Source organism: Kribbella albertanoniae, from assembly GCF_004348455.1.
In the GTDB taxonomy this organism is placed as follows: domain Bacteria; phylum Actinomycetota; class Actinomycetes; order Propionibacteriales; family Kribbellaceae; genus Kribbella; species Kribbella albertanoniae.
Genome location: NZ_SMKA01000117.1, coordinates 1 through 24,693, shown reverse-complemented (window position 1 = coordinate 24,693; position 24,693 = coordinate 1). Strand labels below are relative to the sequence as shown.

Genomic DNA, 24,693 nt, shown 5'->3' with positions numbered 1-24,693 from the left:
GGTGCTCAAGGTGCGGGGTCAGGGGTGGAGGCGGCGGCCGGCCCAGGTGTAGGCGTAGACGCCGTCGTCGACGGATAGGCCGCCTTCGCCTAGTTCGAGGGGGCGGAAGGTGTCGACCATGACGGCTAGTTCCTCGAAGCGTTCGGCGCCGAGGGAGGCTTCGATCGAGGACGGTTGCGGGCCGTGGGCGTAGCCGCCGGGGTGCAGGGAGATCGAGCCGAGGGCGATGCCGGAGCCCTTGCGGGCCTCGTAGTCGCCGCCGCAGTAGAACATCACCTCGTCGGAGTCGACGTTCGAGTGGTAGTACGGCACCGGCACGGACAGCGGGTGGTAGTCGACCTTGCGGGGCACGAAGTTGCAGATGACGAAGTTGTAGCCCTCGAACACCTGGTGCACGGGTGGCGGCTGGTGGATCCGGCCGGTGATCGGCTCGTAGTCGCTCACGTTGAACGTGTACGGGTACAGGCAGCCGTCCCAGCCGACCACGTCGAACGGATGCGTCGCGTACGTCATCCGGCTGCCGACGATCCCGCTCGGGCCATGACCGCGATGCTTCACCAGCACCTCGACATCCGTCCCCTCGACCGTGAACGGCTCGGTCGGCCCGTGCAGGTCACGCTCGCAGTACGGCGAGTGCTCCAGGAACTGCCCGTACCGCGACAGGTACCGCTTCGGCGGCGCGATATGCGAGTTCGCCTCGATGCAGTACGCGTGCACACCGTTCGGACCCGGCAGCCAGCGGTGCGTGGTCGCCCGCGGGATGATCACGTAGTCGCCCTCGACCGCCTGCAGCACCCCGAAGACCGTCTCGACCGAGGCCGTGCCCTTCTCGATGTACACGCACTCGTCGCCGATGGCGTTGCGGTAGTACGGCGAGGGCTGCTCGGCAACGACGTACGAAATCCGTACGTCGCCGTTCCCCAGCACCAGCCGCCGATGCTCGACCACATTGCTGGCCGACGTGTCACCGAACAGGTCATGCAGTTTCAGGTGCCGCGGCGTGAGCGGGTGGTTCGGGACCGTGGCCAGATCGGGCAGCTCCCAGATCTGCGAATCGACGATCGCCGACGGGACTCCGGAGTGGTAGAGCAGCGACGAGTCCGACGAGAAGCCCTCCTCGCCCATCAGCTCCTCGTAGTACAAACCACCGTCCGCGTTCCGGAACTGCGTGTGCCGCTTGGGTGGGATCTCCCCGACCTGCCGGTAGAACGTCATCTCTTCAGACTCCCGAGTACGATAATCGAACGCATGCGTCCGCTTACCGAAAGCATCCGTTAGGCTCGGAGCCATGTCAACCGTCCCTGCCCTGTACCGGCACCTGGTCGACGACGCGGCGATGTTCCCACCCGGCGAGCTCCCGCTGACCGAGGCCGTCACTGCCCACCACGCGCACCGCGCCGCGCCGTACGCCGATCTCGTCAGAACCTTCGTGTGCACCGACACCGACCTGATGAACGTTGCTGAAGCAGCAACCGACCCCCTCCGCGTCTCGGTCGTGGTCACCGGCGGCGCCGGCGCGATCGAGCCCGCGGTGATGTGGGCCCGCCGCTCCCCCGACGTGGAGCTGGCCGCTGTCGAGGTGCGACTGCGGCTGTCCGAGGACATGTCCCGGAACGCCGACCGCGTCGTCCGGATGTGCGACGAGTACCTGGACGACGAGAGCGCGTACGTCGAGACCGGGATGGACGGCAATTGGGAGGGATCCCTCGATCTGATCGCCGAGCACGGGTACCACGCCAAGCTGCGCACCGGCGGCCTCGAGGCGGACCTGTTCCCGACCGAGCAGCAGGTCGCCGCCTACATCACGGCCTGCCTCGACCGCGAGGTCGCCTTCAAGTGCACGGCCGGTCTGCACAACGCCGTCCGGCACACCGCATCGGACACCGGCTTCGAGCACCACGGCTTCCTGAATGTGCTGCTGGCAACCCGAGCCTCACTCGACGGCGCCTCGCCGGACGAGGTGGCCGCCGTACTGGCTTCTCGCGACGGTACGGCGCTCGCCGCGCAAGCGCGTGACCTGTCCGAGGCGCAGGTGACGGGGACCCGGCGGTGGTTCCACTCGTTCGGATCCTGCAGCATCGACGAGCCGCGCACCGATTTGACCGCATTGAACCTGATGGAGGGCTTGTGAGCTGGATCGATATCCCGGACGGATCGCCGTTCGGGGCGGACAACCTGCCGCTCGGCGTGTTCCGGCACGGCGACCAGGAGCCGCGGATCGGCGCCGCCATCGGCGACCAGATCATCGACCTCGCGCCAGTCGCGTCCGCGGAGCTGGCCGACGTGTTCGCCCAGCCCACTCTGAACGCATTCCTCGCTCTCGGTCGCCCGGTCTGGAGCGAGACCCGGGCCTGGCTGCTCGACCTGGTCAACGATCGCGACGCCGTCGAACCACACCTGATCCCGCAGTCCGCGGTGACAATGCTGCTGCCGATCGAGGTCGGCGACTACGTCGATTTCTACGCCTCCGAGCAGCACGCCACGAACCTCGGCCGGCTCTTCCGCCCGGACGCCGAACCCCTGCTCCCGAACTGGAAACACCTCCCGGTCGGCTACCACGGCCGGGCCGGCACAGTCGTTGCCAGCGGCACCGATATCGTCCGCCCGTCCGGCCAGCTCAAGGCGCCCGACGCGGCAGCACCGACGTACGGGCCGTCCCAGCGCCTCGATATCGAGGTCGAGCTCGGCTACGTCGTCGGCACCCCGTCCGCCCTCGGGAAGCCGGTCTCCGTCGAGGACTTCCACGAGCATGTGTACGGCGTCGTGGTCGTGAACGACTGGTCCGCCCGCGACATCCAGGGCTGGGAGTACGTCCCGCTCGGCCCGTTCCTCGGCAAATCGTTCGCCACCTCGATCTCCCCGTGGGTCGTGTCACTCGACGCGCTCGAATCTGCGACAGTCGACCTGCCGGCCCAGGATCCGCCGGTGCTTCCGTATCTGGCCGGCAAGAACCTGGTGAACTACGACATCACCTTCGAGGTCCGCATCAACGGCCACCTGGTGAGCACCCCGCCGTACCGCGACATCTACTGGTCACCCGCCCAGATGCTCGCCCACATGACGGTGAACGGCGCCTCGATCCGCACCGGCGACCTCTACGCCTCCGGCACCGTCAGCGGCACCGAACAGGACCAGCTCGGCTCCCTGATCGAGCTCACCAAAGCCGGCCGCGAACCGATCACCGTCGACGGCAAGGACTACACCTTCCTGCAGGACGGCGACGAGGTCACCATCACCGCCCACGCCGGCCCGATCGGCCTCGGCGAAGTCACCGGAAGGATCACCCCGGCGGTCAGTTGAGCAGCAACAACGTGTCCCACTCGCTGCGGGGATCCGCGTTGCGCGCATAGGAATCCAGCGCCAACGCGATCCCGGCGGCACCCTCCAGGAGCCCGGGCAGGTCGAGCCACAGCTCGGCCATCGGCTGGTAGTAGCGATAGCCGAACGGCGTGTCCGGGTCGTACGCCGTGATCAGCCGCTCGGCAATGGCCTCGGTGACCGCGGTGAACTCACCGGGACGCCGACGATCCAGGCCGGCGAACATGTGCAGCAGGCCGGACCAGCCATGACACAAGGCCTCATCGGTCACCGCCCAATCGTCCATCGGCCGCGCGACGAGCGATCGGACGGCGGCCAGCCCGGCCGACTCCCACTCCGGGCGATCCAAGGCCTTGGTCGCGAGCTCGAGCGACCTGGCGATCCCGGGCGCTCCGTAGCACCACGACGCGCGGGCCGGCTTCGGTTGCCGCACCCGGTTGACGTAGTAGTCCAGGTTGATGTGGCCGGTCCAGTAGGGGCCGAAGGCATCGATCTCCTGCCACTCGACCAGCCAGTCGGCCATCGCCGCGATCGCTTCATCCTGACCCGCGACCCGGACGTCGGCGTCCCAGGCCAGAGCGAGCAGACCGAGCGGTCCAGGAACGCCGTGCGCGAGGCCGAAGTTCAGCTGGCCGTGCTCGAACCCTTCGCCGACCACGGTCTTCGAGGTCGCGTCGTACCACCAGCCCGGGACCTTCACCCCGGCGACCTCGACCGGTTCGGTCAACGTGACCAAGGCCGTGAGTACGTCGGGCAGCGCATCCGAACGGCGGTGCAGCAGATAGCGGCCGATGCCGGTGAGGCCGCCGATCAGGTCGACCACCCCGGCAGTGGTCGGCCGGCCCGCGCCACGTGCCGCCGCGTGGGCGGCGATCAGGTACCGCGCCTGCTCGACGGCCCGGGCGTCGAGCCGCGCCAGCAACGGCTCGTAGGCGCTACCCGCGATCCGTGCCGCGGAGACGAGGGACCCGAGACCCTCACATGGTCCGTCGAGCGGCAACTGCGCACACGCGTCCATGGTGAGCCGAAGGTAGCGATGTGCGTCCTCCGCCTGCCCGAGTTCACTGAACAGGATCGCGAGCGCACCCGGTCCACGCGACAACGTCGGCGGATCCCACGGCGGGCAAGGGACATTGCCGATCTCGATCTCGGTGCCGTTGGCAACTGTTGCCGCGATCACCCGATCGGGATCCCGGAGCCGGTCGGCCAGCTCGGCGGCGATTCCTGCCGCGCGTTCCCGGGTCATCGATGCTCCCTCCGGCCGACCTGCCGCCGGACCGCCGCTCGCAGCAGCCCGTACGCACGTTGCTCAGCGGCCCGATCGGTCCCGAGCAACCGATTGGCGTGCAGGTGGAGGACCGCGCCGATCGCCTGATGCTGTACGGCGTCCGTGCCGATTCCGATCAGTTCGCCGTACTCGCGTGCGGCCGCTCGTCGTGGTGTCCACAGCGGTACGACGTCGGCCGGGGGCTCGTCGATCACCGGCATCGCCGCCTTCCGGTGCGCCGGTGGGACGTCGTTCGACAAGGCGATCGGGAACGCGTTCAGGACCCACTTCTGCCAGTCCCAGTCACCGAGGGAGGCGAGCAGATCGGCCTGGTTCGCCGCGACCAACGTCTCGATCGGCAGGTCGAGCCGGCGGGCCGCCCGGAGCTGGAGCTGACCGATCACGGCCGCACTGTCGGTCTGGAACAGACGCTCGGCGGGGCGCATTGCGTCCGCACCGCCGTACCGGGCGACCTCGGGCTCGTACTCGTCGAGAACCAGCGAGCGCAGCGCACCCGCAGCCGCCGTCTCCTCCGCCCAGTCGTTGAGCACGGGCAGCACCTCAGCTCCATGGAAACGCAACCGGAGGTGTGCGTCAGGATCCTTGTAGCGAAGGAAGAACCAGCGATCGACACCACCCGGAAGCCGTCGGAGCAGCGCGTGCACCTGCTTGGCGAGCAACCCGTCATGACTGTCCGGTTGCGCGTAGACCTTGGCCGAGATCCACTCACCACCCGGCCGATGCCGCTTGCCGGCGGCGGTCTGCCACGCCCTCGTCCGCGGTACGGCGGGGCGCGGAGCACGCGCGACCACCGGCACGACGAGCTCGTTCGCATGACCCGCGGTGACGCCGAAGCCGCCGTACTCGAGTGGTGACTCAGTGATGACGCGAGTGCGCTTGAGTTCGTCCTCGAAGATCCGGCGGTGGAGGGGCAGCCGCAGGTCCAGATCGAGGTGGTTGTCGCCGCTCGTGATGCGCACGACGTCTGGCACCTGCTGCCGGGTCCGCCAACGGTCGAGTTCGGAGCCGGTGAGTCCTCGCGGTACGCGCCAGCGGGCCGGTGCGAGGATCGTGCGGCCGTAGCGCACCCGTGGCAATCGCGCGAGGGCGTCAAGGCGTCCCCACTGCCATGGGGTCCACAAGCGCCGACCGGCCAGCGCGACTCCGGCGACGAATCGGGCCGCGTTCGGTGCTGCCGTGGCCATGTTGATCATGTGCGGCCGGATGACGGTGATCTCCCGATCGATGCCATCGGCCACCAAGTAGAACCGCTCCCCGGTACTGCCGACCCGGATCTTGTCGACCCCCAGAGCACCTTCGGCGAACGTTCCGACCGACAGCGCAGGCAGCAGCCGCGGCACCCGGAGCACGTTGCCGAAGCGCGGGTCGGCCGGCTGGAATTCCAGCTGGAACGGAACCGGAGCGTCGCGGTCAGCCGACACGAGCTCTTGCAGCTCGGCCGTCAGATCCAGCAGGTCGGCGAACCGGCCGGACATTGCCCCGGCACTCACCGCACCCGCACCGGCGCCACAGACCAGCCTGTACTCACCCCGCGCGGCCGCGTCCGGTGACTCGGCCAGGACCTGCACGCACAGGTCCAGCGAGTCAGGTGGCGCGTCGTCCTGCTCACCGGCGAGCTGGTCGATCATGGCGTCGTCGAGCTGCAGCTCCCATCCGTCGAGCTCCGCGACCCACTCGCCCAGCAGCTCATCCCGCCAGGCCGGGTAGGGATTCCCCGGCATCGGGATCTTGTTCCGCTCGGTCGGCGGTTGCCGATACTCCGACGGAGCACCGAGCCCGAGGTGTGGATCGAGCAGCTGACGCACCGGTACGACGCGATCGACGCCGTACCGCTCGAGGAACTCCTGGTGGAACGCCTTGAGGTTCGGCAGCGCCTCCCCGTGCGGCGCCAAGCGCCACAACACCTCAGCAACCCGAGCCACCTCATCAGCAACCGCAGTCGGCAGCACGACATCCGCGTCCATCCGCAGATCCACCTGCACCGGTGGGCGCTCGCTCGGCACGAGTTCACGCATCGCGGTGACGAGCTCGCGGAGGTTGCCATGACCTTCGGCATACGCGGTCAGCTGACGAGCGGCAGGGCGGAGCCGCTCGTCATCGAACCGGTCAGCCAGCTCACCAAGGGTCAGACCGGCGAGGTCGGTCAGGAGGATCTCGCGGTCGATCAGGCCACCCAGCAGCGTGTCCACGTGCTGTGGCGTGGCTTCGGGGATGTCGCACAACAGCAGCGCGTGAAGTTCGGCGTACTCGATCGGCTGTTGGGCAGCGGCGAGAACAGCCTGCACGGCTACGCCGTTGGCGATCGAGAGGGCGCGGCCCGAGGCGGTGTCACTGTCGAGTTTGCGCAGGTATGGGAGGACGACTCGGTCGCCGCGGACCTCGACCAGGTTGCTCACCACCACACGCAGCGTCTGTCGGTTGGCCGGCTCACGGCACAGTTCGCGGACCAGCAGGTGCAGCCAGCCTGCGTCCGCGTGCACGACGCGCTGATGCGCCGTACCGATGCGGACCTTGGCGCCGTCCTCCAAGGAGACACGTGTGACGCCGGCCAGCAGTCCGAACGGCGTCGGACGTCCGCCGGCCCGGAGTTGGTAGCGGCTCACAGCCAGCAGGACGCGCTCGAGCTTCGCGCGGTCGAGGTCGTCGATCCGGTCCAGGCTCGCGGCCAGCGAGGCGCTGGAGACGGCGATCGCCTCGGTCAGTAAGGGATCAGCGGCCAGCGCGCGGACGGCATGCCGCAGCTCGTCGAGGCTGCTGGGATCACCGTCGGCGACAGCGCTGCGGCGGGTCGCCGACAGGCGGAGGACAGCGGGTCGCCCGGCCCGGAACAATCCCGGACCGGGCGTGCGCTCGGTCAGCGTGCGCCTGTCAGCAGCACAGCCAGCATGCGGCGATGCCGACCGGATAGGTGTTCACGGTGCCCGGCGTGAGACTGCACTTCTCGTCTACCTGCTGGGCTTCATCGGGGCCGACCGGCTCGTGGCGGGTCGGGTCGGACACCGGGATGACATCGATGTCCAGGTCGAACGCAGTGGGGGTCATGAATGGTCTGCCTTTCGCTCAGGGATCGCCTTTGCTACAGGGGGCAATCAGTCCAGCACTGTCAGCTGTTTGAAAGCAACACATAACTCCTGCACAACGGTGCCTTTTCACCATTTCGCCACCAGGCCGGTTTTGTTCATTAGTGTTCGTTTCTCTTGACTAGTTAGCGCTTACGTGCGAACTTTCTGCGCATGAAACGTTCAGTGGGGTGTGCGGTGGTACTCGTCGCTGGGGTCCTGACGGTCCCGACGGGGGCCCAGGCGGCGGGTGACCTGACGCTGCGGTCGGGTGAGTTGACGGTCACGGTGGGAGCTGATTTCCCGCGCGTGATCAAGTACGTCGAGAACGCGTCCGGTCAGGCGTTGGCCGGGCGCACCGAGGCGTTGTCGGCGGTCACGATCGACGGGGTCGCGCGGACTGCGCACCTCGCCGCGGAACCGACGGTCAGTGGCGGCACGGCGTCGTACAAGCTGGCGTTCGATGCGCTGCCGGGGGTTGAGCTCGACGCGAGTCTGAGCCTGGCCGGTCGTGTCACGACGTTCCGGATCGACGCTGTCCGCGACACCGAGAGCAGCCGCGTCCACACGATCGACATCCCGGACCACGACCTGGTCTCGGTGGCGAGCACGGATGCCGGAGCGACAACGGCGTTCACCACACTCGATCCGGACTCGACGCGGACTGCGGACAAGATCGCGTCGGTCACCGGTACGACGCCTGCCGATGCCGCGGCGGTCGGAGCGACGTACGCGTTCGTGAACACGAGTGGGCTGGCCGCGGGGATCGAGTCGAACTCGATCTACGACAAGCCGGCCGGGCAGTCCGTCGACGACGGCGCGCGGCTCTGGCATCGCGCGCGGAAGGGGACCGACGGGAGCACCCGGGTCGGCGTGTGGAGTGGTCAATGGACCTACCGCGCGGACACGTCGCCGTACACGGAGCCGTTGCCGTGGGCAAAGGTTGTGGTGACTCCGGATGCGAACAAGGACAAGACGGTCGACTGGCAGGACGGCGCGATCGCGTTCCGCTCGATCATGACCGAGCCGAAAGGCGGCGATCAGGTCAAGGACCGGGTGATCACGCACATCCCGTTCAACTTCGCGAGCCAGGCGACGCATCCGTTCCTGCGCACGCTGGACGACGTCAAGCGGATCTCATTGGCCACCGACGGGCTCGGGCAGATGGCGATCCTGAAGGGTTACGGCTCCGAGGGGCACGACTCCGCGCACCCCGACTACGGCGGCAACTACAACGTTCGTGCGGGTGGGCTCGCCGACCTGAACACGCTGCTGAAGAAGGGCAAGAGCTGGAACGCCGGCTTCGGTGTGCACGTGAACGCGACCGAGTCGTATCCGGAGGCGAACGCCTTCAGCGAGGACCTGGTCGACAAGAACGCCAAGGGCTGGAACTGGCTGAACCAGAGCTACTACATCAAGCAGCGTCCGGACCTTGCCTCGGGCAACATCGTGAAGCGGTTCCAGCAACTGCGCGACGAGACCGACAAGAACCTCCAAGAGCTCTACATCGACGTCTACTACCAGTCCGGCTGGCTGGCCGACGGACTGACCCGGCAGCTCGGCGACCAGGGCTGGCAGATCGCCACCGAGTGGGCCGACCGGCACGAGCGCACGTCGCTGTGGTCGCACTGGGCCACCGACCTCGACTACGGCGGCGCGACCAACAAGGGCCTGAACTCGCAGATCATCCGGTTCGTCCGCAACCACGAGAAGGATGTCTGGAACAACGATCCGATCCTGGGTCAGGCCAGCCTGGTCGAGTTCGAGGGCTGGACCGGCGAGGTCGACTGGAACAAGTTCTACGCGAACATCTGGCAGAAGAACCTGCCGACGAAGTTCCTTCAGCAGCAGAAGATCAGCGACTGGAACTCCGGCGAGATCGGCTTCACCGGCGGCGTCCGCGGGGTTGTTGCCGACGGCAAGCGCACTCTGTACGTCGGCAGCGCGAAGGTGCTCGATGGTGACAAGTACCTGCTGCCGTGGGATGGGAACAAGAAGCTCTACCACTACAACCCGACCGGCGGCAGGACGACCTGGCAGATCCCGTCTGCCCTGTCGTGGGCCCCGAGCTTCGGCGTCTACAAACTGACCGACACCGGTCGCGTCCAGGTCGGCACAGTGCCGGTACGGCGTGGCTCCGTCACGCTGGACGCGGTCGCGGGCCAGCCGTACGTGCTCTACCCGATCGCCGCGCCTGCTGCGAAACCGGCGTACTGGGGTGATGGCACGCATCTGCAGGATCCGGGCTTCAACGCGGGCAACCTGCAGGCCTGGAACGCTTCTGGCGGTGCGACCATCGACACCTTGCCGACCGGGCAGCACGTTGCGTCGCTTGGCACACGCTCTTCGTCGGTGCGGCAGCAGATCACCGGTCTGACTGCTGGGAAGACCTACAGCGCGTCGGCGTGGATCGAGGTCGAACCGGGTAAGTCCCGTCCGACCACGATCACTGTGGACGGTGTTCGCACTGCAGTGGTTCGGTCGACTGCAAAGAACCAGGTCGCTTCGGACGACAAGCACGGGGGCTACTACCAGCGGGCGCGGGTTGTCTTTACTGCCAAGGGTTCGACGGCTTCGTTGAGCATCAGCGCCGCGGCCGGTCCGGCGAAGGTGCGGATCGATGACGTGCGGGTGGTCGAGACCACGAAGACCGCCACGGAGGGCTTCGAGAACGTCGACCAGGGCTGGGGACCGTTCGTCAAGGGTGACGCCGGCGGCGTGACCGATCCGCGGACCGTGCTCGCGCGCAAGCACGCGCCGTACACGCAGGCTGGCTGGAACGGGAAGCTGGTTGACGACGTACTGGATGGCGAGTGGTCGCTCAAGTCACACGAGGAGAACGAGGGACTCGTCTATCGGACTGTGCCGTGGACGGTGAACTTCCAGCCGGGGCACAAGTACAAGGTCAGCTTCGACTACGCGAGTGGGCGGGCCGGACAGTACGCCTGGGTGCAGGGGGTGGATCGGCCGGAAGCTGTTGAAATCAAGGCGATACCGATCGGTGAGCAGCGGACGAAGGCTCCGATGAATCAGGAGTTTGTGGCCGGGTGCGGCGGCGACAACTGGGTCGGGCTGCGCAAGCTGAGCGACGGTGGCAACCAGACCGACTTCATCATGGACAACTTCGCCGTGACCGATCTCGGCGCGACGTCCGAGCCGGCCGACTGCACGTCGGTGGCTGTGACCGGGACGAGCGGTCTGGTTTCTGGTGAGGCGAACACGATCACGACGTCGTTCACCAACAACGATGTCGTGGCCGCGGCCGATATCACGCTGGGCCTGACAGGGCCGGTAGGTTGGACGATCGCGGCGACCTCGCCGGCGACGTACAGCTCGGTTGCGGCCGGGGCCACCGTGAAGACGACCTGGGATGTCACTCCCCCGGCGGGAACGGCCGAAGGAAAGTACGTGCTCACGGCAACGGGCGGTCCGTCCGTGACGACCGCGGAGGCGACGGTGCTGCCGCCGGGGATCGTGCCGCAGTCGCGGATGAAGGTTGCTGACGTGAGCAGTGAGGACACCGGGACCGGTGGCGCGGCGACCGCGGCTTTGGACGGGAATCCCAGCACACTCTGGCATTCCGCGTGGTCCGAGGTGAGCACCCCGGCGACCTTCCCGCATCACGTCACGCTCGACCTCGGGTCGACGTACCAGGTGAACGGTTTGAGCTACCTGCCTCGGCAGTCGGGGACGAACGGGATGTTCAAGGGGTACGAGATCTACGTGAGTGCGGATGGACAGAGCTGGGGTTCGCCGGTGGCGACCGGGCAGTTCCCGAACTCGACGGCGGTGCAGCGGGTCGACTTCGCCGCTGTCGCCGGCCGCTACGTGAAGTTCGTCGGCACCAGTTCCCTGAACGGAGCAGTCTTCGGCTCAGCCGCCGAACTCAACGTTTACGGCACTCGATGACTCAGCGGCGCCTGGCTTCCCCCCGAGGGGAGCTAGGCGCCGCTCCTGTTCCTCAGATCACTTGGTGATGGTGACGGCGACCGCGGGGCTGGCGGTCTTGGCGGCGACGACGCGGAACTTGTTGACGCCGACGCGGCCGCTCTGGACCCACACCGAGTAGGTGGACTTCGCGGTCACCTTGGTGGTGGCGGGGAAGTTGACCCACTTGTTGTTCTCGAGGCGCTGCACCTGGACGACCGTGTTCTTGGCGATCCCGGTGGTCTTGCCGGTGAAGGAAACCTTGGCCCATGCCTTCGCGGTGGTCTTGTCGGCCTTGATGGTGACCGACTTCGCGACGGCCGGCTGGGTGACCGCGACCGGCTTCGTGTCTGCGGCGTTGGCCTGCAGTGCGCCGGCGACACCGAACCCGGTGGCGGCGAGAGCGACACCCGCGACGGTGGCGGCGGTACGACGGACGAACTGCGAACGGTTGCGCATGATGTTTATTTTCCCCTCGTTGGTCCAGGCTCTTGTGAGCCTTTCACCAGAGGAGACGCCCGGACTCCGCAAGAGGTTGTGTTAAGAGTTCGTCACAGGCATCAGGCATCGCTCTCCAGTGCAGGCAGGACCAGGCGAGCCAGCGCTCCGCCGTCCGGCGCCGTACCGAAGGTCAGCTCGGCGCCGAGCACCTTGGCATGGCCGGCCGCGATGGTGAGACCGAGACCGTGGCCGACGCCACGCTCGGCCATCCCGGAGCGGAACCGACGGGGGCCCTCGGCAATCAGTTCCTCGGGATAACCGTTGCCGTGGTCAACGACCTCGACGATCCGGCCGGTGACCGTCACCTCGATCGGCGGGCGACCGTGCCGCAGCCCGTTGACGATCAGGTTCGCCAGGATGCGTTCGATCCGGCGGGAGTCGGTCGAGACCGTTTCGTCCTTCCCGTTCAGCTGTACGACGACGCTGTCCGGAGCGAGCGACTGCTGCATCCGCAACCGGGCGACCGCGGACCCGACGAACGCCCCGAGCCCGACCAGCTCCAGATCAGCCTGCTCCACGCCCGAGTCGAACCGGGCGATCTCCAGCAGATCCTCGACCAGACGGCGCAACACCTTCGCCCGGTCCCGGACCAGCTCACTGGGCCGGCCGGGTGGCAGCAACTCGGCCGCGGTGGTCAGCCCGGTGACCGGCGTACGGAGATCGTGGGCGACGTCGGCGGTGAACCGCCGCTCCGCCTCCAGCTGACCGCGCAGTGAGCTGGCCATAGTGTCCAGGGCCGCGGCCAGGGACGACACCTCGTCCTTGCCCTTGCCGACCGCCTCGGTCGCCGACGCGTCCAGATCACCGGCGGCGATCCGGCGCGCCGTACTGGCGACGGCCACGATCCGTTTGGACAGGCCGCCGGCCAGGATCACGCTGACCAGCGCGACCAGGCCGACCGTGCCGAGACCGCCGACGATCAGGGCCTGCTGCAGCGCCCGCATCGAGTCGTCGGTGGTCTCGTAGTCCTGCACGATCGAGAGGATCTTGCCGTCCTTGACCGTCACCGCCGCCCACATCTTCGAGTTCGGCGAACCGGTCTTGAAGGTCGCCCGCTTCCCTTCCAGCACCGCCGATCGCAACTGCGCCGGCAGCTCCGGATCGTCCACCTTCGACCCGAAGACCGGGATCTCGGTCTGGTCGTAGCTCTGCGCCGCGAGCTGCAGCCGCTCGTCGGCGAAGCTCCGCGTCCGATCCAGGCGCGCCGACTGGGCCTGCGTGTACACCGCCACGCAGAGCACCAGGATCGCCAGCGCCGAGACCAGCAGGAAGATGAGCCCGAGTTTTCCCCTCAGGCCCATCTCACGCTCGCAGCTTGTATCCGAATCCGCGGACGGTTTCGATGCGGTCGGCACCGATCTTGGTCCGCAGACGCTGCAGGTGGACGTCGACGAGGCGGCCGTCGCCACCCCACTCGTAGTCCCAGACCCGCTGCAGCAGCGTGGACCGGCTGAGCACCACACCCGGGTTGTTCGCGAACTCGATCAGCAACTTGAGCTCGGTCGGCGTCAACTGGACGGTCGCGCCACTGCGGCGTACCTCCAAAGCCTCCCGATCCAGCTCGAGGTCGCCGAACGACTCCACACCGGAGCCCGCGGCCGGGGCCGGGCGCTCGGGGTCGGAGACCGCCCGCCGCAGCACGGCCCGCAGCCGTGCCACCAGGACCTGGGTGTCGAACGGCTTGGTGACGTAGTCGTCGGCACCCGCCTCGAGCCCGAGGACGACGTCCAGCGCGTCACCGCGCGCGGACACCATCACGATCGGGACCGTGCTCGTCTCCCGGATCCGGCGGCACACCGAGATCCCGTCCAGCCCGGGCAGCATGATGTCCAGCATCACCACATCGGGATGGATCTTCTCGAATCGCTCGATCGCCTCCAGGCCGTCCTCGGCCGTGGTGACGTCGTAGCCGTGCCGCTCGAGGGTCAACTGTGTCGCCTCACGGATCACCGCGTCGTCCTCGACCATGAGAATGCGCGCTGCCGGTTCTTCCGGTACCACCGAACTTCAGTCTCCCTTTTGGTCCGTCGAGCTCACCTTGGTCATCTGCCGACCGTCCCAACGGTAGACCTCGACCTTGCCCTCGGAGGGGCAGCAGGGCTTGTCGTCCGGCTGGAAGATTTCGGATGCGACCACCAGGTCACCCTGGGGATTGGCGTTGATCGTCGGCTGATCCACCTTCAGGCTCCAGATCCGCCGCGGGCCGGCCGGTTCGAGCGCCATCAGGAAGGCACCGAACACGAACTTTTCCAGGGTGTGGATGTAGACGACCTGCTGGGGAACACCGCTGTGCATAACATCAACGGTCGGACCAGGCCCTAGGCAACGCGAAATCACTGTGCATTTCACCAGAATCGCCCGCGAGTGGCTGTCGAGGCCTCTGTCGGCGAGCAATCTGGTCCGAATCTCGGTCAGCGGGGCGGCCTGGACCGGCTTCGAGCGGACGCTGGGAGAGGTCGTCGCTGACGGCGCAGCCACCCGCGGACTCACCGAACCACCCTCGGCAGGCTCGGCACCCTCGACCCGCAGGCCGCTGCCGTTCCCACAGCCGGACAGGACGGCCAGTGCCACCACGGCCGCGACAGCAGGGGCGAGTAGGCGCTGCATACGCATAGGGCGCCTCCTACCCTGCCTCATCAATGATTCCCCCGGGAGATTCAGACAACTACCTTCCATAGTGCTGGGCTCACGTCACATTCGACGGCCATGGACGTCGAATGGCCCCGGCAGTTCCGTTGCGGTTGAGTCACAGCCCTCAGCTCTCCACCACTTTGCCGGGATTGAGCAGATTTTGCGGGTCGAGCGCGGCCTTGATCGCGCGGTGCACGTCGACCGCGACCGGACCGATCTCCTCGGCCAGCCAGGCTCGTTTCAGTACGCCGACGCCGTGCTCACCGGTGATGGTGCCACCCAGCTCGAGCCCCACCTCCATGATCCGGTCAAACGCTTGTTGCGCCCGGTCGGCCTGGCCTGGGTCGGTCGGATCGAAGACCACCGTCGGGTGCATGTTGCCGTCACCAGCATGCCCCAGGACACCGACAGTAATGTCGAGCTCGGTGGCCAGCGCCTCGACCGCACCGATGAAGTCGGCCAGCCGGGACCGCGGAACACAGACGTCGTCGATCATCGTCGTACCGAGCTGGTCGAGCGCGACCAGCGCGGCCCGCCGGGCCTCCAGCAGCAGCTCACCCTCGGCCGGGTCGTCCGCCTCGATGCACTCGATCGCCCCGTTGTCGCGGCAGAGCTTGGCCACCGCGGCGACATCGGCCGCTCCCGCCTCACCGCCTGCGTCGGACTGGGCGATCAGCATCGCGGCCGCCTCGGTCGGGAGATCCATCCGCTTGTACGAGTTGACTGCGGCGATCGTCGTACGGTCCATGATCTCCAGCAGGCTCAGCGAGACCCCGCTGCGGATGATCTCCACGATCGCCTCGCCGGCCGCGACACCGCTGCTGAACAGCGCGGCCATCGTCCGCGGGCGGGCCGTCTCCGGACGCAGCGCCAGGGTCGCCTCGGTGATGATGCCGAGCGTCCCCTCGCTGCCGACGAGCAGCTTGGTCAGGTCGTACCCCGCGACGCCCTTGACGGTCTTCCGGCCGGTGCGCAGGATCCGGCCGTCGGCCAGGACCACCTCGAGACCGAGCACGTAGTCGGTGGTGACGCCGTACTTGACGCAGCACAGACCGCCCGAGTTCGTGGAGAGGTTGCCGCCGATCGAGCAGAACTCCCAGCTGGACGGGTCCGGCGGGTAGAACAGCCCCTGCTCGGCCACGGCACGGGACAGTACGGCGTTGAACACTCCCGGCTGGGTGACGACGTACCGGTCGATGGGCTCGATCGCGAGGATCTTGTCCATCTTCTCCAGCGAGATCACGATGCAGCCCTCGAGCGCGTTCGCCGCCCCCGAGAGGCCCGATCGTGCTCCTTGCGGGACCACCGGCACGCCGGCCGCGGCGGCGACTTTGACCGCAGCCTGGACGTGGGCGGTCTCCCGGGCCAGGACGACAGCGATGGGCATCCCGGCCGGGCAGAACATGGCCCGGTCGTACCGGTAGCTCTCCATCCGGTCCGGGTCGGTCACCAACGCCTCAGGCGGCAACACCCGCCGCAGCTCCTCGAGAACCTCACTCATAGCGCGAGCCTAGGTGAAGTGGGTGCCGTGGCGGGTGGGTTGCCGTGTCCTGATTTTCAGCGGGCCTTGGCGGTGGCGTTCTCCGAGATCTCCTCGTAGCCGCCGCCGTAGTTGTGGTACTCCCGGCCGATGGCCGCGAAACTGATGTTGTTGTTGGTGGTCCGCACCTTGGGAGTGCGGCAGGTGCGCTGGCCCTGAACGACCATGCCGTTACCACCACTGCTGTTGCAGTTCAGCACGCGGCCGTTGTTGGTCCCGCCGTACTGCACCAGGAACGCGTTGGCTCTGGCGTTGGCGGGCAGTCGTGAATCCATCACGACCTCGGCCCAGTACTGCGAGCAGTTGTCGCGCATCAACCGGACCGAGCCCCAGCTCGGCGGACGGTGATCACGCAGCATCTGCGCGGACGAAATGGATCGTGCACCCGAGCAAGCAGCGGCTTCGGCTGCCTGGGCCGGCGCGATGGTCAGCGCGATGGCGCCCACCCCGGCAAGGCCCGCGGTGCTGAGCAGAATGCCCAGAGTCCTCATGATGAAACCCTTCCTGAACACACGCCCCGACGCGCGTTCAGGAACGCACACTACGCGAACAACCCCTGCCTTAACAGTCATTCCGGTAATCGGACGGCGACACGCCGTACAGGCGGTGTGTCGCCGTCGCCCGTTGCCGGTGGCAAGCGATTACAGGTTGCCGCGGCGTTCCTGCTCGCGCTCGATCGCCTCGAACAGGGCCTTGAAGTTGCCCTTACCGAAGCCCAGCGAGCCGTGCCGCTCGATCAGTTCGTAGAAGACGGTCGGCCGGTCGCCGAGCGGCTTCATGAAGATCTGCAGCAGGTAGCCGTCCTCGTCGCGGTCGACCAGGATCTTGCGCTTCTGCAGCTCCTCGATCGGCGCCCGGACGTGGCCGATCCGCTCCCGCAGCTCCGGGTCCTCGTAGTACGAGTCCGGTGTGGCCAGGAACTCGACACCGTTGGCCCGCATGATGTCCACCGTGCGCAGGATGTCGTTGGTGGCCAGGGCGATGTGCTGGGCGCCGGCGCCGTCGTAGAACTCCAGGAACTCGTCGATCTGCGACTTCTTCTTCGCGATGGCCGGCTCGTTCAGCGGGAACTTGACCCGGTGGTTGCCGTTGGCCACCACCTTGCTCATCAGCGCCGAGTAGTCGGTGGCGATGTCGTCGCCGACGAACTCCGCCATGTTCACGAAGCCCATCACCTTGTTGTAGAAGGTGACCCACTCGTCCATCAGGCCGAGCTCGACGTTGCCGACCACGTGGTCGATGGCCTGGAACAGCCGCTTCGGGTGGCCCTCCGGCCGCTGCACCTGGGTCTCGGCCTTGACGAAGCCGGGCAGGTACGGGCCGTGGTAGTTGCTGCGGTCGATCAGCGTGTGCCGGGTGTCGCCGTACGCCGCGATCGCCGCCCGGCGGACCGTGCCGTGCTCGTCGCTGATGTCGTTCGGCTCCTCGAGCACGGTCGCACCCTGCTCGCGGGCGTGCTTGATGCACTTGTCCACATCCGGCACCTCGAGCGCGATGTCGGAGACACCGTCACCGTGCTTGCGGTGGTGATCGTTCAGCGGGCTGTCCGGGGCGACCCCGCCGGTGATGACGAACCGGCCCGATCCGGACTTCAGCACGAACGCCTTGTGGTCCTTGTTGCCGTGCTCCGGACCGGAGTACGCGACCAGGTCCATCCCGAAGGCGAGCTGGTAGTACTTCGCGGTCTGAGTGGCGTTGCCGACGACGAACACCACGGCGTCCATCGCGGTCACCGGGAACGGGTCGGTGCTCTCGTCGTACGGCACCAGGCCGACGAGCTGCTTGAGCTGGTCGAGGTCGAGATCGGCGTCGAGCTCTGCGGGGGTGAGGTCGGTGCTGGTCATCGGTGGCTCCTCCAGATTTCGGATCAGTACGCCGAGCCTGGTTGTCGCCATGCAGGTTGCGCAAGAGTTTGTTGTATGAGTGCGCAATCTGCCTAGTATGTGGTGGACTCTGCTGGACTATTTGGTCAGTCTGACTATCGCGGGAGGCGTCATGTCAGTGGATGCGCTGGATGCCCGGATCCTGGAGCTGTTCGCGGCCGAGCCACGGGTCGGCGTACTGGAGGCGTCCCGCCGGCTCGGCGTCGCCCGCGGTACCGTCCAGGCCCGCCTCGACCGCCTGCACCGCGACGGCGTCGTCCGCGGCTGGGGCCCCGACATCGACACCACCGCCATCGGCTACCCGGTGACCGCCTTCGCCACCCTCCAGATCGAGCAAGGCTCCGGCCACTCCGGCGTCGCCGCCGCCCTGGCCCGGATCCCCGAAGTCCTTGAGGTCCACACCATCACCGGCGCCGAGGACCTCTGGTGCCGCATCGTCGCCCGCTCCAACGCCGACCTCCAACGCGTCATCGACCAGGTCGTCAAAGTCCGCGGCATCCAACGAGCCAGCACCGTGATAGCCCTGGCCGAACAAATCCCCCACCGAGTCCTCCCCCTGGTAGAGGCCGCCACCAAGGGTTAGGCGAGGCGTTTGGCTACTTCTACGGCGGCTCGGGCTACTCGGGGGCCGACGAAGTCGCGGTCGAGTTTGCCGAGGACCACGACGCCGATGGAGGCTTCGACGCCTGGTACGCCGAGGACCGGGGAAGAGACGCCTTGAGCGCCGGCCTGGAGTTCGCCGGAGGTGACGACGAAGGGGCGGCCGGCGGGGTCGGGTTTGCGGCGGCCGGCCAGGATCGCCTTGCCGGCCGCGCCCTGGTCGAGGGCGTGCCGGGAGCCCATCCGGTACGAGACGTGGAAGTCGGTCCAGGACGGCTCGATGACCGCGATGGCCAGGGCTTCGTCACCGTCTGCGACCGTCAGGTGGGCGGTGGCGCCGGTGTCTTCGGCCAGTGAGCGGAGGACCGGGAGGGCGGCGTCACGGAGCGTGGGCTGCACCCGGCGGCTGTAGTGCAGGACGGCGAGGCCGAGCCGGGCCCGTCCCTCGCTGTCGCGGCGCACCAATCGGTGCAGCTCGAGCGTGTTCACCAGGCGGTAGACGACCGTCCGGCTGACCCGCAGCGCGGCGGCCAGCTCGGTGATCGAGAGACCGTCCGGCGCGTCCGCCAGCAACTCGAGGACGGTCAGTCCCCGGTCGAGCGTCTGGGAGGTCTCTGCGGGCACCTCTGAAGCCTATCCGCTCGGGCGAAGCCCGTGGAACGACACCGCCCGTGGGGCGGCGCCGACTACTGAGAACCCGTGCACCCCGTATCTTGCTGCCGTGCGAAATTACTGGGCGCTCCTCCCCGCCATCGCCGTCATCGTGGGGCTGATCCTGCTCTACGCGATCCCCACGCTGATCAATCCGCAGTGGACCAAGACGGTGCTGAACCTGTTCCGCCAGTACCCGGAGGACGACCAGGCCGAGGCCGGGCAACCGGCCGGGACGCTCGGGCCGCAGCAGATCAGGTCGCGGCGGATGCTGGCCGGGCTGCTGGTGGCCGGCGCGCTCGCGCTGGTCGGTTTCAACGTCAGCCTGAACCGGGAGTCCAACGGCTGCTACACCGCGGCCAAGGCCTTCGGCGCGATCGACAGCAAGTCCTCCGAGGACCCCTGCATCTCGATGATCTTCGGGACGTTCATCGGTGACGGCACCGGCCCGACCTTCGAGGAGAAGCCCCAGCCGGTCACGGTCTACCAGGTGATCGAGAAGAAGAAGCCGTCGTACCTGCGCTGGATCCAGAACCCGCCGAAGTACGAGAACGACACACTGCTGCTCGGTACGTCGATCGAGTGCGCGATGGATCTCCGGGTCGAGGAGGCCGATGACAAGATCACCGTGTTCGTCGATACCGACGCGCCGTGCCCAGGCGACACCGGCGTGTCGCTCACCTCGTTCAAGCTCAAGCAGCCGCTGGCCGACCGCAAGCTCGTCACCGTCGGGGGCAAGGAGATGCAGCGGATCGACGCCGACGCCCTGTCCTGGCCGAAGGTCCTCGGCAAACTGGTGACCGGCGGTTAGCTGAGGGCGCGGACCTCGGAGTCGTAGACGCGGAACGGGCGGTTGCGGGCCAGCAGGATGAGCAGGCCGACGATGCAGACCGCGGCACCGCCGAGCAGGGCGATGGTCGGGGTGGTCAGGGAGGCCGTCGTACCGGCGACGAAGTCTCCGAGGCGCGGCCCACCGGCCACGACCACGATGAAGACGCCCTGCAGCCGCCCGCGCATCGCATCCGGCGCCGCGGACTGAAGCACAGTGTTCCGGTACGCCGAGCTGACCATGTCGGCCGCGCCCGACAACGCGAGCAGCGCGACGCCCAGCCAGATCGTCCGGGCCAAGCCGAACAGCCCGACAGCCGTCGCGTACACCGTGATCGCGACCACGATCGCGACCCCCTGCCGCCGGACCCGCGTCACCCAGCCGGAGAACAGCACGCCGACCAGCGCGCCGATCGCCGGTGCGGCCTGGAGCAGTCCGACCGTCCGCACTCCCCCGGCGAAGAACCCGCCCGCGACCGCTGGGAACAGTGCCCGCGGCTGCGCGAACACCATCGCCAGAATGTCCGCGAGGAACGTCGCCAGCAGGGCCGGCGCGGCACGCAGGAACGTGAACCCTTCGAGCACCGAGCGCAGCCCGGCCCGCCGTACCAGCCCGGTCGGTGGCACCGGTGGCAGCCGGAACAGTGCGTAGAGCGCCGCGGTGAACGTGAGGACGTCGACCAGGTACGCCGCCGCGAAGCCGTGCCAGGCGATCACCGCCGCGCCGATCAGCGGTCCGGCGGTGAAACCCAGGTTGAACGCGGCCTGGCTGAGCGTGTTCGCGGCCGGCAGCAGCTCCGGCCGGATCAGGCGCGGGATGATCGCCGCCCGCGCCGGGTTGTTCACTGCGAAACACGCCGACTGACACGCGACGACGCCGTACAGGACCCAGGTCTGGTTCCAGTGCAGCTGGGACTGCACGACGAGGACCATCGACAGCAGCCAGAGACCGCCCGACGAGAACAGCGCGAGCATCCGGCGGTCGATCGCGTCGGCCATCGCGCCGCCGTACAGGCCGAAGACGACCAGCGGAACGAGTGAGCACAAGCCGACCAGACCGACCGCGAAAGTCGAGTGCGTGAGCGCGTACACCTGGATCGAGACGGTCACCGCGGTCATCTGCTGACCGAGCTGCGACACCGTCGAGCCGATCCACAACCGGCGGAAATCGGCGGACTCCCGAAGCGGTCGGATGTCGGTGAGAAGCGGCACGAATCCGCACTTTATGTCATGCCGACCCTGGGGAAGTTCGCGTGCTCCAACGATTGACCTGCCGGGAGACCGAGACCATCGGTGACGACATGACCGCCACCTGTGTACGTCGTCTCCGCGTCGATGTAGATCGTCACGTGCGCGATCCGCGGGTCGTCGGTGAGGTTGGGGGTCGCGGAGTGCGCGAGGTAGGCGTTGTGGAAGGTGCAGTCGCCGGCCTTCAAGGGGATCGTCAGCCGCTTCTCCCATTGCAGGTCTGGTGCGACGCGGAACAGGTCGTCGCGATCCGCGAGGTCCTGGGCGCGCAGTCCTTGGTGGTCGTGCGAGCCGGGGATGAACGTCATACAGCCGCGCTCGACCGGCACGTCGACCAGGGCGATCCACGCGGACAGCGACTGCCGCGAACCGCTGTGCGGCCAGTACGGCGCATCCTGGTGAAACTCGGTCGCCGCTCCGTTGTGGGGCGGTTTGATCAGCAGGTGGTCGTGCCAGATTTTGAGCGGTACTCCGGCGAGCGCGGTCGCCGCTGCGGCGACTCGCGGGTGCAGGGTGAGCTCACGCAGTACGGCGTTCTGCTGCCACACGTTGACGTACTGGTTGAAGATCGCCGAGCCGGGGGCGTAGTCGCTCGCTCGGTTACTCTCCTCGACCGCCGCGTCCCGGAACCTGGCCGCCTCCTCCGGCGTGATGATGTTGCGGATCCGGACCACGCCGTCCCGGCGGTAGGCAGAAATGGACTTTTCATCGATCATCGGAGTGACTCCTCGCATCGGCAGCGGACGCATCCAGCCTGGACTGACCCCGCGGATGACGACCAGACGGCTATTGACCACTCCTTGACTGGAATTGACCTCATGCACAAGATCCTGAGCAGTGACGTCTTCGGAGATCTCCGGCTGCCGGTCGCCGAGGAACTGCTCGAGGTGAACGCTGACGTCGCTCCGCACAGTCACGCGTTCTTCGAGATCGCGGTCGTGGTCGCGGGCACCGCCGTCCACGTGTCGGCCGATGGATCGCGCGAACTGTCGGCCGGGGCGGTCGTCGTACTGCGGCCTGGGCAGTGGCACGGGTACTCGGAGTGCTCCGGTCTGGTCGTGCGGAACGCCTACCTCGGGACCGACGTCTTCGGGCTGCTGTCCGGAGCTGGTACGCCCGGGGCACCGCACCCCGCCGTACAACATGCGATGCGATTGCTGGAAGCGGATCTGACCGCCGGGTGGACCCTCGACCGCCTGGCCGCCGCCGTGAACCTCGCCCCCGGCTACCTCGTCCGCCTCTTCAGCCGCACCGCCTCCGTCTCCCCGATCGCCTACCTGAACCGCCTCCGCGCCGAACGCGCTGCCGGCCTCCTGATCGAGACCGAGCTCCCGATCGCCACCATCGGCACCCTCGTCGGATGGCCCGACCCGAGCCACGCCACCCGCCGCTTCCGCGCCCATTTCGGTCTGAGTCCAACCCGCTACCGAGAGACATTTCGGCCGGTCGTTCCGGACGATTCCGCGCCGTAGCGAGCATGTGCTCGGTGCGGTGCATCGGTGCGCGGGAGGGGAGGCCTCGATGTGGTTCATCGTGGCCTTTCCTCCCGTGCGGCGAGGTGCCGTGCCGAGTGCAGCGCAGTAGGCGGGGAATCGTCCGGAACGACCATAGGTAAAGATGTGCCTGTGACTTCTGTGCGTACGCCTGACCCGAACCCTGGCTGGCTGTCCGACCTGGCCCTGCAGGAGACCCGTTCCCGGGTCCCGATCCTGTACGTCGAGGCCGTCCCGGCCCGCGTCGACGCGACCGGGCAGATCGAGCACGTCGGCGTCCTGCTCCGCGGTTCGACCCAGACCAACCAGATCGTCCGGACCCTGGTCTCGGGCCGCGTCTTCCACGGCGAAACCATCCGCGACGCTCTCCAGCGCAACATCGAGAAGGACCTCGGCCCGGCCGCCTTCCCGCGCCTCCCGGTCAGCCCGGTCCCTTTCACCGTCGCCGAGTACTTCCCCCTCCCCGGCTTCACCCCTCTGCACGACCCCCGCCAGCACGCCGTAGCCCTCGTCTACGTCGTCCCCGTCACCGGCGAGTGCAACCCCCGCCAGGACGCCCTCGAACTCACCTGGCTGACCCCCGAGGAAGCCCTCGCCCCGTCGCTCCTGGCCGACCTCGAAGGCGGCCGAGGCCAACTCCTCAAACAAGCCCTCGCCTGGTCCGGCGCCCTGATCTAACGTCCGAAGATTAGTGCGTGGTCGGCGTGTTTTCGGACGTTAGCGACTTACCAGGGGAGCTGGCCGGCTTCGGCGTGGACTTGGCCGGTGGGACCGTCGGTGTCGAGGGTGGCTAGGCGGACGGCTACGGCTGCGCCTTGGGCTGGGGTGCGGGCGGCGTCCCAGCCGCCCATGTCGGTGGCGCAGTTGCCAGGGTCGGCGGCGTTGACGAGGATGCCGGTGTCGCGGAGTTCGTTGGCGAGCATGACGGTGACCATGTTCACCGCTGCCTTGGTTGCGTTGTAGCCGACGATCCGCATGGTCGACATCGGCGAATCCGGATCGCTGACCAGCGTGAACGAGGCCAGTCCGGTGGACAGGTTCACCACTCGCGCCTGCTCGGCCTTCCGCAGGAGCGGCAGCATCGCCTGCGTCACCGCGACCAGCCCGATCACGTTCGTTTCGAACCCATCCCGCAGTACGTCGCTCGCCACCTCCGACACCGCGGTGTCCCCGACCGGGATGATCGCCGCGTTGTTGATCAGCACGTCCAGTCGCCCGTACTCCGCCGCGATCCGGTCCGCGGCCGCCTGCACCGACGCCGGGTCGGTCACTTCGAGCTGGATGGCCGTCGTACCGGCGAGGTCCTTGGCTGCTTCCTCGCCGCGGCCCAGGTCGCGCGATCCGAGGAGCACCTGATAGCCGGCCTCGCTCAACTGTCGTGCGATCTCCTTGCCGATGCCCTTGTTGGCGCCTGTGACGAGCGCAATCTTGTTGTCAGTCATGGCTCCAGGCTGGTGCGCGGACGCCGGGCGTGGCAGAGCGAGCTGAGCCTGGGATCGGCAGTCCCTGCCTGGCGTTCGCGCCGCCTGCGACCATGGAGGCGTGGACCGAACGCAGCTGGCAGAGTTCCTCCGGGTACGGCGAGAGCGCCTCACGCCGGCCGATGTCGGGCTACCCGCCGGCCTCCGTCGCCGTACGCCGGGCCTCCGCCGTGAGGAGGTCGCCACCCTCGCCACCATGTCCACCGACTACTACACCCGCCTGGAGCAGGCCCGCGGCCCACGCC

Annotated in this window: 23 protein-coding genes; 8 read left to right on the top strand and 15 right to left on the bottom strand. The window is 67.8% G+C overall.

Annotation, left to right across the window (positions count from 1 at the left end; translation table 11 throughout):
* Positions 1-18 precede the first annotated feature (18 nt).
* Positions 19-1,215: a homogentisate 1,2-dioxygenase gene (locus E1261_RS23535; RefSeq protein WP_132409952.1), complete on the bottom strand. Its 1,197-nt coding sequence runs from the start codon at positions 1,213-1,215 to the stop codon at positions 19-21.
* A gap of 73 nt (positions 1,216-1,288) precedes the next feature.
* On the opposite strand from E1261_RS23535, the gene E1261_RS23530 reads away from it, so the two are divergent.
* Together E1261_RS23530 and fahA are read left to right on the top strand one after the other, a co-directional pair.
* The gene (locus tag E1261_RS23530) at positions 1,289-2,131 is read left to right on the top strand and encodes a hypothetical protein (RefSeq protein WP_132409950.1); all 843 of its coding nucleotides are present in this window, start codon (positions 1,289-1,291) and stop codon (positions 2,129-2,131) included.
* Positions 2,128-3,300 (top strand): fumarylacetoacetase, encoded by a 1,173-nt coding sequence (fahA, locus tag E1261_RS23525; RefSeq protein ID WP_132409948.1) that lies wholly within the window; start codon positions 2,128-2,130, stop codon positions 3,298-3,300. Before E1261_RS23530 ends, fahA begins: the two co-directional genes overlap by 4 nt.
* Here the strand turns inward: fahA and E1261_RS23520 are convergent.
* Genes E1261_RS23520 through E1261_RS45400 form a run of 3 tightly spaced genes read right to left on the bottom strand, consistent with a single transcriptional unit; the run spans position 3,293 to position 7,648 of the window.
* Positions 3,293-4,564 (bottom strand): lanthionine synthetase C family protein, encoded by a 1,272-nt coding sequence (locus tag E1261_RS23520; protein ID WP_132409946.1) that lies wholly within the window; start codon positions 4,562-4,564, stop codon positions 3,293-3,295. The genes fahA and E1261_RS23520 overlap by 8 nt on opposite strands.
* Positions 4,561-7,437 (bottom strand): lantibiotic dehydratase, encoded by a 2,877-nt coding sequence (locus tag E1261_RS23515; protein WP_132409944.1) that lies wholly within the window; start codon positions 7,435-7,437, stop codon positions 4,561-4,563. Before E1261_RS23515 ends, E1261_RS23520 begins: the two co-directional genes overlap by 4 nt.
* 37 nt (positions 7,438-7,474) lie before the next feature.
* On the bottom strand, positions 7,475-7,648 hold the full coding sequence (locus E1261_RS45400) for a hypothetical protein (protein WP_165952627.1): 174 nt from the start codon (positions 7,646-7,648) through the stop codon (positions 7,475-7,477).
* A gap of 191 nt (positions 7,649-7,839) precedes the next feature.
* On the opposite strand from E1261_RS45400, the gene E1261_RS23510 reads away from it, so the two are divergent.
* Positions 7,840-11,574, top strand: coding sequence for an endo-alpha-N-acetylgalactosaminidase family protein (locus E1261_RS23510; RefSeq protein WP_132409942.1), 3,735 nt, complete (start codon positions 7,840-7,842; stop codon positions 11,572-11,574).
* A 57-nt stretch (positions 11,575-11,631) separates the two neighbouring features.
* Here the strand turns inward: E1261_RS23510 and E1261_RS23505 are convergent, their stop codons facing one another.
* The 7 genes from E1261_RS23505 to hppD form a co-directional block, all read right to left on the bottom strand.
* Complete coding sequence (locus tag E1261_RS23505; RefSeq protein WP_132409940.1) at positions 11,632-12,051, bottom strand: hypothetical protein; 420 nt, start codon at positions 12,049-12,051, stop codon at positions 11,632-11,634.
* Positions 12,052-12,152: 101 nt separating this feature from the next.
* Positions 12,153-13,394, bottom strand: a complete 1,242-nt coding sequence (locus E1261_RS23500) for a HAMP domain-containing sensor histidine kinase (RefSeq protein ID WP_132409938.1) — start codon at positions 13,392-13,394, stop codon at positions 12,153-12,155.
* Between the two features lies 1 nt (position 13,395).
* Positions 13,396-14,061 carry a two-component system response regulator CseB gene (cseB, locus tag E1261_RS23495; RefSeq protein ID WP_165952626.1) on the bottom strand — a complete coding sequence of 222 codons (666 nt, stop codon included), beginning with the start codon at positions 14,059-14,061 and terminating at the stop codon, positions 13,396-13,398.
* A gap of 39 nt (positions 14,062-14,100) precedes the next feature.
* A complete protein-coding gene (locus E1261_RS23490; protein ID WP_132409934.1) occupies positions 14,101-14,706 on the bottom strand; it encodes a hypothetical protein in 606 nt (201 codons plus the stop codon).
* 142 nt (positions 14,707-14,848) lie between these two features.
* Positions 14,849-16,225, bottom strand: a complete 1,377-nt coding sequence (locus tag E1261_RS23485) for an FAD-binding oxidoreductase (RefSeq protein WP_132409932.1) — start codon at positions 16,223-16,225, stop codon at positions 14,849-14,851.
* Between the two features lie 56 nt (positions 16,226-16,281).
* Entirely contained in the window at positions 16,282-16,755 is a 474-nt protein-coding gene (locus E1261_RS23480) for a DUF2690 domain-containing protein (protein WP_132409930.1), read from the bottom strand.
* Positions 16,756-16,905: 150 nt separating this feature from the next.
* On the bottom strand, positions 16,906-18,108 hold the full coding sequence (gene hppD, locus E1261_RS23475; protein WP_132409928.1) for a 4-hydroxyphenylpyruvate dioxygenase: 1,203 nt from the start codon (positions 18,106-18,108) through the stop codon (positions 16,906-16,908).
* Between the two features lie 151 nt (positions 18,109-18,259).
* On the opposite strand from hppD, the gene E1261_RS23470 reads away from it, so the two are divergent.
* Positions 18,260-18,730, top strand: coding sequence for an Lrp/AsnC family transcriptional regulator (locus E1261_RS23470; RefSeq protein ID WP_132409926.1), 471 nt, complete (start codon positions 18,260-18,262; stop codon positions 18,728-18,730).
* On the opposite strand, the gene E1261_RS23465 is transcribed toward E1261_RS23470, so the two are convergent.
* Positions 18,727-19,371, bottom strand: a complete 645-nt coding sequence (locus tag E1261_RS23465) for an IclR family transcriptional regulator (protein WP_132409924.1) — start codon at positions 19,369-19,371, stop codon at positions 18,727-18,729. The genes E1261_RS23470 and E1261_RS23465 overlap by 4 nt on opposite strands.
* Positions 19,372-19,468: 97 nt before the next feature.
* Between E1261_RS23465 and E1261_RS23460 the strand changes: the two genes are divergently transcribed.
* The gene (locus E1261_RS23460) at positions 19,469-20,209 is read left to right on the top strand and encodes a hypothetical protein (protein WP_132409922.1); all 741 of its coding nucleotides are present in this window, start codon (positions 19,469-19,471) and stop codon (positions 20,207-20,209) included.
* Here the strand turns inward: E1261_RS23460 and E1261_RS23455 are convergent.
* Together E1261_RS23455 and E1261_RS23450 are read right to left on the bottom strand one after the other, a co-directional pair.
* Entirely contained in the window at positions 20,206-21,438 is a 1,233-nt protein-coding gene (locus tag E1261_RS23455; protein WP_202874959.1) for an MFS transporter, read from the bottom strand. The two genes, E1261_RS23460 and E1261_RS23455, sit on opposite strands and share 4 nt — an antisense overlap.
* 11 nt (positions 21,439-21,449) lie before the next feature.
* Positions 21,450-22,190, bottom strand: a complete 741-nt coding sequence (locus tag E1261_RS23450) for a phytanoyl-CoA dioxygenase family protein (protein ID WP_238176389.1) — start codon at positions 22,188-22,190, stop codon at positions 21,450-21,452.
* Between the two features lie 102 nt (positions 22,191-22,292).
* On the opposite strand from E1261_RS23450, the gene E1261_RS23445 reads away from it, so the two are divergent.
* Together E1261_RS23445 and E1261_RS23440 are read left to right on the top strand one after the other, a co-directional pair.
* Positions 22,293-22,946 carry an AraC family transcriptional regulator gene (locus tag E1261_RS23445; RefSeq protein WP_132409920.1) on the top strand — a complete coding sequence of 218 codons (654 nt, stop codon included), beginning with the start codon at positions 22,293-22,295 and terminating at the stop codon, positions 22,944-22,946.
* A gap of 153 nt (positions 22,947-23,099) precedes the next feature.
* The gene (locus E1261_RS23440; protein ID WP_202874957.1) at positions 23,100-23,645 is read left to right on the top strand and encodes an NUDIX hydrolase family protein; all 546 of its coding nucleotides are present in this window, start codon (positions 23,100-23,102) and stop codon (positions 23,643-23,645) included.
* Positions 23,646-23,692: 47 nt separating this feature from the next.
* On the opposite strand, the gene E1261_RS23435 is transcribed toward E1261_RS23440, so the two are convergent.
* Positions 23,693-24,409, bottom strand: coding sequence for an SDR family NAD(P)-dependent oxidoreductase (locus E1261_RS23435; RefSeq protein WP_132409916.1), 717 nt, complete (start codon positions 24,407-24,409; stop codon positions 23,693-23,695).
* A gap of 100 nt (positions 24,410-24,509) precedes the next feature.
* Here E1261_RS23435 and E1261_RS23430 point away from each other — a divergent pair.
* Positions 24,510-24,693 (top strand): helix-turn-helix domain-containing protein (locus tag E1261_RS23430; RefSeq protein WP_165952625.1); only part of this gene is annotated, 184 nt, incomplete at its 3' end.

What these genes read in the sequence shown, in the direction of transcription:
- E1261_RS23535 (WP_132409952.1), bottom strand. Translation starts at nt 1,215, where the DNA reads ATGACGTTCTACCGGCAGGTCGGGGAGATCCCACCCAAGCGGCACACG.
- E1261_RS23530 (WP_132409950.1), top strand. Translation starts at nt 1,289, where the DNA reads ATGTCAACCGTCCCTGCCCTGTACCGGCACCTGGTCGACGACGCGGCG.
- E1261_RS23520 (WP_132409946.1), bottom strand. Translation starts at nt 4,564, where the DNA reads ATGACCCGGGAACGCGCGGCAGGAATCGCCGCCGAGCTGGCCGACCGG.
- E1261_RS45400 (WP_165952627.1), bottom strand. Translation starts at nt 7,648, where the DNA reads ATGACCCCCACTGCGTTCGACCTGGACATCGATGTCATCCCGGTGTCC.
- E1261_RS23510 (WP_132409942.1), top strand. Translation starts at nt 7,840, where the DNA reads ATGAAACGTTCAGTGGGGTGTGCGGTGGTACTCGTCGCTGGGGTCCTG.
- E1261_RS23505 (WP_132409940.1), bottom strand. Translation starts at nt 12,051, where the DNA reads ATGCGCAACCGTTCGCAGTTCGTCCGTCGTACCGCCGCCACCGTCGCG.
- E1261_RS23500 (WP_132409938.1), bottom strand. Translation starts at nt 13,394, where the DNA reads ATGGGCCTGAGGGGAAAACTCGGGCTCATCTTCCTGCTGGTCTCGGCG.
- cseB (WP_165952626.1), bottom strand. Translation starts at nt 14,061, where the DNA reads ATGGTCGAGGACGACGCGGTGATCCGTGAGGCGACACAGTTGACCCTC.
- E1261_RS23490 (WP_132409934.1), bottom strand. Translation starts at nt 14,706, where the DNA reads ATGCGTATGCAGCGCCTACTCGCCCCTGCTGTCGCGGCCGTGGTGGCA.
- E1261_RS23485 (WP_132409932.1), bottom strand. Translation starts at nt 16,225, where the DNA reads ATGAGTGAGGTTCTCGAGGAGCTGCGGCGGGTGTTGCCGCCTGAGGCG.
- E1261_RS23480 (WP_132409930.1), bottom strand. Translation starts at nt 16,755, where the DNA reads ATGAGGACTCTGGGCATTCTGCTCAGCACCGCGGGCCTTGCCGGGGTG.
- hppD (WP_132409928.1), bottom strand. Translation starts at nt 18,108, where the DNA reads ATGACCAGCACCGACCTCACCCCCGCAGAGCTCGACGCCGATCTCGAC.
- E1261_RS23470 (WP_132409926.1), top strand. Translation starts at nt 18,260, where the DNA reads ATGTCAGTGGATGCGCTGGATGCCCGGATCCTGGAGCTGTTCGCGGCC.
- E1261_RS23450 (WP_238176389.1), bottom strand. Translation starts at nt 22,190, where the DNA reads ATGATCGATGAAAAGTCCATTTCTGCCTACCGCCGGGACGGCGTGGTC.
- E1261_RS23445 (WP_132409920.1), top strand. Translation starts at nt 22,293, where the DNA reads ATGCACAAGATCCTGAGCAGTGACGTCTTCGGAGATCTCCGGCTGCCG.
- E1261_RS23435 (WP_132409916.1), bottom strand. Translation starts at nt 24,409, where the DNA reads ATGACTGACAACAAGATTGCGCTCGTCACAGGCGCCAACAAGGGCATC.